Origin of the sequence: Mesorhizobium sp. M7A.F.Ca.CA.001.10.2.1 (genome assembly GCF_003998575.1) — a bacterium.
Classification (GTDB): domain Bacteria; phylum Pseudomonadota; class Alphaproteobacteria; order Rhizobiales; family Rhizobiaceae; genus Mesorhizobium.
This window is the reverse complement of record NZ_RZQY01000327.1, coordinates 1-6513: the sequence shown is the minus strand read 5'-3', so window position 1 is coordinate 6513 and position 6513 is coordinate 1. Positions and strand designations below refer to the sequence as shown.

Below are 6513 nucleotides of genomic sequence, written 5' to 3'. Positions count from 1 at the left end.
GTCTTGGCGTCTACCTGGGTCTCGCCCGGCTTTTCTTCCTTGCCGAGCTTGCCGCCGATCGTGGGGAGATAGCCGAGGAATTTCAGGTTGACGCGGTCGCGCACGTCCTCGCCGGTCCTGAAGAAGCGTTCGTTGAACTCGTTCAGGCCACCAAAGCCGGCGCCCATCAGCAGGCCAAGCACCAGCGAAAGCCCGAGCACGACGATTGTGCGCGGGCTCGAGGCCGCCATCGGCATCGAAGCGTCGGAGATGATGCGGATCTTGCCGACAGGGAAGGATTGCTGTTGCGCGGCTTCCTCATAGCGGCCGAGGAATGTCTGGTAGAGCGTGGTGAGCGCCGTCGCCTGCTGATCGAGTTCACGCAGCTTGACTTGCGTCTGGTTGTCGACGGAACTCTTGCCCTGTGCGGCCGCGACGTTGGCCCTGAGCGCGGTCTCGCGTGCCTGCGCCACCTCATATTCGTTGCGATAGCTTTCGGTCAGCTGCTTCAGCTCGCCGAAAATCTGCGTCGATATGTCGGCCTTCTCCTTGGAGAGAGCCACCGCCTGCGGGTGCTCGGGGCCGAAATTCGCCTCGACGTCCTGCAGACGCTTGGCCACCGTGAGATAGCGGGTCTTGAGCGCCGATATGACCGAGCTGCTCGGCTGGTCGCTCGATATGGCGGCATCCTTGAAGGCGTTTTCGGAGCCGCTGTCGACAATGGCTTTGTACTGCTGGTAGCGGGCGCTGGCGCGCGCGGTGTCGGCCTGCGCCACGATAAGCTGGGCGTTGAGGTCGGAAAGCTGCTTGTCGCTCATCAGCTGGCCGTCGCTGTTGGCGGCCAGCCCGTGTTCGGCCCTGAATTTCTCAACCGCAAGCGAAGCTGCCTGCGAGCTCTGGCGCAGCTCCGTCAACCGGCCCTGGAGCCAGACCGCAGCCCGCTCGGTGGCATCGAAGCTGGCATCGAGCTGATCGGCGAGATAGGCATCGGCGTAGGCCTTGGTGATGGCGTTTGCCAAGGCCGGGTCCGTCGCCTGATAGCCGAGCGCGATGACGTAGCTTCGCCCGATGCGCGTTGCCCGCACCTCGCTCTGCAGCTTGAGGATCGCGTAGTCGCGGCGCGACGTGGCGATCAGCGCATCGCGGGCGGCCGGGTCGAGCTTGCTGAAGTCAGTGCCACCCGGCATGGAAGAGCTGGGGCGGACATACTGGATCAGGCCGCGGATGAGGCCTATGCCTTGGGCAAGCGCCGACTGGGGCGGATTCATGAATGTGTCGTTCTGGTCGAGCTTCAGCTTGTCGACGACCACGGCGGCAAGCCGCGTCGAGGTCAGGATCTCGATCTGGCTCAGGATCGCCGAATCGGTCTGCATGGTTGTCGACGTCGCCGAAATGTCGTCGACGATTTTGTTCAAGCCCTCATCGATCAGCACGCTGGCGACCGACTGATATTTAGGCGGCGTCGTCTGCAAATAGAGCAAGCCCAGGAAGAGACCGATGACGGCACACACGGCAACCACCTTGGCCTGCCGTGCGGCCATGCCAAGCAGCCGCTCGATATCGATGAAGTCTTCGCCGTCTCCTGCGTCCGAATTCGGCAATGGCATCCTCTTGTCGAGAGGAAAGTTGGCATAATTCATCTTCGGTCCAATTCTAGAGCCGGTCCATCGCAATGGACTCTATCTCACTGTTTCAACATGATCTTTTCCGGAAACCGGGACCCACTTTCCGGGATCATGCCTTGGCTTGCAGGCGCCTCGAAGATCGGGAGCATCGCCAGAAGCGAAGCAAGCGTCGTGCCAGACGGCGAGAACCTGCCGGCCCCTCTTCGCCGGCCATCTGACCATGCTCCCGAAAGATGGGCATTATGCGGCTTCTTCCTGGCGTTCATGCGACCGGACGAACTCCTGAAGCATCTCGAAAACCGGACCCTTCATGTCGTCGCGCGCCAGCGCGAAGGCGATGTTGGCCTGGATGAACCCTTCCTTGGAACCGCAGTCGAACATGCGACCCTTAAAAGGCTGGGCGAAGAACGACTGATCCTTCGACAGACGAACCATGGCGTCCGTCAATTGAATCTCGTTGCCGGCGCCGCGCTGCTGATTGCCCAGAAGCGCGAAAATCTCGGGCTGCAGGATGTAGCGGCCGTTGATGTAGAAGTTCGACGGCGCATTGGCCGGCGCCGGCTTCTCGACCATGGCCGTCACCTCGAAACCGCCACCGATCTCGGCGCCACGGCCAACGATGCCGTATTTGTTGGTCTCGCTCGGTTCGCAACGCTCGACGGCGATCACGTTGCCACCCGTGCGCTCATAAAGCTCGACGGTTTCGGCGAGGCATCCGCGCCCGCCGAAGGACACCATGTCCGGCAGCAGCAAGGCGAAGGGCTCGTTGCCGATAACCTCGCGCGCGCACCAGACGGCATGGCCGAGGCCTTGCGGCGATTGCTGGCGGATGAAGCTGGTGGCACCGGCCACAGGCAGCATGCTTTCGAGCGCCTCCAACTGGGTCTTCTTGCCGGTCTGCTCCAGGGTGCCGATCAATTCCGGATGCAGGTCGAAATAGTCCTCGATCACCGCCTTGTTGCGGCCAGTCACGAAGACGATGTGCTCGATGCCCGCCTCGAAGGCCTCGTCCACCGCATATTGCACGACAGGCCTGTCGACCACGGGAAGCATTTCCTTTGGCATCGACTTGGTCGCCGGCAGGAATCTTGTTCCAAGCCCCGCCACCGGTATCACGGCCTTCCTGATTTTCTTCATCGCAAATTCCTTCTGAGGAGATCGACTTCAGTCCATTCACAGGCCACGAAAAATCCCTCCATGTGCCTGCATCTTCACCTCCCCGCCCCAACGGCAAATTGTGCCGCCATTCTTCGCAACCGCACGGCGATCGGCATGCCCATATGCCTGACCGCCGCCGGGTCGCTGAGCGCAGTCCGGATCGCCTTGAGCGGGGACCGCGCCTTGATGTGCTGTACCAGTGACAGAAACGATGCCGCCTTGCGCAGGCTGCGGCCGCGCCGTGCAAACGCGGCCTGCGCGGCCTCATCCATCCGATGGGTTTGAGCGAACACGGCATCCGCCCTGCGCATCGCTTCGACGTGGTGAAGCTCGAGCACGCGCGAGATGGAGCCGCTGCGGATATGATAGGCATAGCCGATATCGGGCTCGACGACGCATTTTCCGCCCTTGGCCAGGGCGCCGGCAAACAGGATGTAGTCTTCGCCGATCCTCAGCTTTTCGTCATAGCGAAGCCGGTGTTCGTTCAGGAACTCGCGCTGGAAGATCGGCTTGAGATAGCCGAGGTTGAACTTGGATTCGAAGACGACGTTGCCGGCGATGTAGGTGGCCAGCGAAATCTCGCGCAAGCCTTCCAGATATTGCCGCGGAAACATCGCGTCCTCGATGACGCCGTCCTCGCGAACGACCTGCAGATTGTCGACGGCGATCTGGGCATCCGCGCTTTCGGCACGAGCGATCATGGCCGCGAGCCGGCCGGGAAAGACCGCGTCGTCGGAATCGAGAACCGCGATCCATCTGCCGCGGGCGGCGTCGAGGCCGGCATTCCTGGCGCCGCCAGGGCCGCGGTTGCTGGCCAGGGCGACGACACGGACGATATCCCCGGGGTAGGCCCGCGCCACGTCGAGCGTCGCATCGCGCGACTTGTCGTCGACGACGATGATTTCGACGCTGACACCCTTCTGGGCGATGGCGCTGGCAATCGCCCGATCAAGGGTCGCCTCGGCGTTGTAGGCGGCAATAACGAAGGAAACATCCGGGACAGAGCTGACGTCAGGCTGCACGCTTGCCTCCCTCCTGTGGCGACGGCTGGCCATAGAGGCGAATTTCGCGGATGCCGACGAGGCCGCTGACGACACCAACATGCATAATGCCGCGCAGCACGCTGCGGTTCCTGCGGACTGGACTGACGACGACCGGAAGTGCCGAGGCGAAGCAATAGATGGCCTTTGCCGAGGCCAGGCCGACCTGCTTGACCAGGCCGATGCTGCTGGCGCTACTGCCCAGGAGATGGCCATGCGTCTGGCCGACGCGAAAGCGGCGGCGGCCGAGCCATTCGAATGCCGCCCTTGAGCGCGGCACCACCTCGTCGACCCACGCCTTGGGCGCGAAGGCGATGCGGCCGCCGGCCTTGTGCATCTGGTCGAAGAATTCGGTGTCCTCGCCGCCGGTCTGGCCACGCGCCAGGCTGAAGCGGCGGCCGCGCAGGCTGTCCGAGCCCATCCGCAGCAGAACATTGCAGGTGTAGCCGGTGCGGATCTCGCCGCGCACCCAGATGGGCAAGGTCGAATGGAAATCGCCGCGCCGCATCCAGTCCGGCGCATCCGGGCGATAGCGCGCCCTGACCGGGCCGAGCACGACGGCGACACCGCTTTGCTGCGCCATCGCGACCAATTCAGCGAGCCATTGAGGCGTGGCCGTTTCGTCATCATCAATGAAGGCGACGAAATCCGCTGTGCTCGCATCGAGGCAGGCATTGCGGGCGATCGAGATGTTGCGCGCCGGGGCATGCCGATAGTGGATCGGCACCGTCAATTCCCGCGACAGCGCCGCCACCAGGTCACGGGCCGTCGGGGTGTCGTCATTGTCGGCGACGATAATGCGGATATCGAATCCCGCCGGCATCTCCATGGCGTCGAGCGAGCGCAGCGTGTCAGCCAGCTCCGGCCGGCGGAACGTGCAGACGCCGATGTCGATGCTGCGGTTCTTTGCCGACACCGCCATCAGGCCACTCCGCGTCGCGAGCCGAGGCCGAGAAGCTGCAGCCAGAAGCCAACCGACCAGCCAAGATGCATGACCATGGCCGAGACACCGGCCAGCGCAACGTCAGCCTTGCGCTGGCGGATAGCCGTCACCAGTCCGTAGCCCAGGCACACCGACACCCACAGCAACAAAGGCACTGCCGCAATCCAATGCACGAATGAGAAGGCCGCAAGAAGAACCACCGGGAAGACCGCCAGCGGCACCATCTGCCGGATCTTTGGGATGACGCGGTGCTTCAGCACATTCTTGGCACGCCCGCGACCGTAGCCGAGATACTGGAAATAGAGGCCTGAGAGCGAGGCGCGCGGATAGTAGACCATCTGCGTCTTGCCACTCATCCAGATCTTGTAGCCCGCCTTGCGCAGGCGATAATCGAGCTCGGCGTCCTCGTTATGGCTGAACGCTTCGTCGTAGCCGCCGACGGCGCCGAATGCCGATATCCGCATCAGTGCATGATGGCCGTGATCGATCCACTGTCCCTGCGAAAGATGCCGATGCTTCGAGCCGCCGGTGCCGAGCTTGGAGTTCTGCGCCGCGGCGGCCGCCTTCTGCACGGCACCGCTGCCTCTGGTCAGCATCGAAACGACAACCGAATCCGCGCCCGTGGCCAAGGCTTCCTCGACCAGCCGGTCGCAATAATCGTCGGGATAACCGCCATGCGCATCGATGCGGATGAGATAGTCGGCACCATCGCCGAAGGTACCGACGGCGAGATTGATCGCCGCGCTCTGGATGCGCCGCTTGTTGTGGAGCAGGATAACCCGCGGGTCCTTGGCAATCACATCCTCGACGATGGAAAGCGTGCCGTCGGTGCTGCCGCCATCGGCGACGATGATCCGGGCGCCAAGCCGGGCGGCCGCGGGCCGCAATTGATCGAGCAGCGCACCGATATGGGCGGCTTCATTCAGGCACGGAATGACGATCAGGCTGGATGAGGGTTTGTCCGTCTGCGTCATCAATCTCTGTCCATCTTGCCTCTGTCCATCCTTGGCCATCCTATGCCAATGCCTCGGCGGCAAAGGAGCCGGGCACGGCCGTCAGGCTGCGCAGCCGCTCGACAAGCGCCCGGCAATCGCTGCGATCGTAGCTCCAGGTCCTCGGATTGCGGGCCAGAACGCGCTCCTTCAGCCTGGCGAAGCGATGCTCTTCCATCTTGCCGAGCACGGCTTCGAGGGCTTCGGGCGACGCCTGCGGCAACAGCACGCCGATATCCTGCTGTTTGAGGAACCGCCCGGTCTCGGTGTTGCCCATCGAGATCGGCACCGCTCCGAAACGGCAGCCTTCATAGAGCCGGTTGGGCAGAAGCCATTCGGAGTTCTGCCCCGCCTCGAAGAAATCGATCGCCCACGAAAAATGGACATCGTTGTAGATCGCCGCCATGTCTTCCGGATTGCGGTAGGGCCCGAGAAACGACAGCCACGGCTCGGCTTCGACAAAGCCGTGAAAGTCAGGGAATTCCGACAAAGCCGGACGTCCGCGCAGCACGATCTCGAAGCGGCCCTCCATGCGGCGGGAGAAATCGGCCAGCAGCTCGAGTGAGCGTCGGCAGCGCAGCGCACCGAACCAGCCGATCCGCCATGGCGGACCGACCGGGCTCTCTTCAGTCTCCGGAGCGCCGGGCAAGATCGTCGCGGCCTCGAAATATTTGTTTTCGACCAGCTCGATGGGTGCCGCAACCTGGCCGAACGGCTTGAAATAATTGGCGATAAAGGCAGGAGAACTGGTCACCAGCAGCTTCACATCCCTGGCC

5 protein-coding genes and 1 pseudogene are annotated in these 6513 nt (G+C 63.1%); all 6 read right to left on the bottom strand.

Going from position 1 to position 6513, the window contains the following annotated elements; translation table 11 throughout:
• The coding region (locus tag EN964_RS20435; RefSeq protein ID WP_127276676.1) for a Wzz/FepE/Etk N-terminal domain-containing protein at positions 1-1619 on the bottom strand (1619 nt) is incomplete at its 3' end.
• Positions 1620-1844: 225 nt separating this feature from the next.
• Positions 1845-2741 carry a UTP--glucose-1-phosphate uridylyltransferase gene (locus EN964_RS20430; RefSeq protein ID WP_127269746.1) on the bottom strand — a complete coding sequence of 299 codons (897 nt, stop codon included), beginning with the start codon at positions 2739-2741 and terminating at the stop codon, positions 1845-1847.
• Between the two features lie 74 nt (positions 2742-2815).
• The gene (locus tag EN964_RS20425; RefSeq protein ID WP_127269744.1) at positions 2816-3784 is read right to left on the bottom strand and encodes a glycosyltransferase family 2 protein; all 969 of its coding nucleotides are present in this window, start codon (positions 3782-3784) and stop codon (positions 2816-2818) included.
• On the bottom strand, positions 3774-4724 hold the full coding sequence (locus tag EN964_RS20420) for a glycosyltransferase family 2 protein (protein WP_127270881.1): 951 nt from the start codon (positions 4722-4724) through the stop codon (positions 3774-3776). Before EN964_RS20420 ends, EN964_RS20425 begins: the two co-directional genes overlap by 11 nt.
• Entirely contained in the window at positions 4724-5719 is a 996-nt protein-coding gene (locus EN964_RS20415; RefSeq protein WP_127270879.1) for a glycosyltransferase family 2 protein, read from the bottom strand. The genes EN964_RS20420 and EN964_RS20415 overlap by 1 nt, the downstream gene beginning before the upstream one ends.
• Positions 5720-5759: 40 nt before the next feature.
• Positions 5760-6513: pseudogene (locus tag EN964_RS20410) on the bottom strand (glycosyl transferase family 1); the annotation flags it as partial.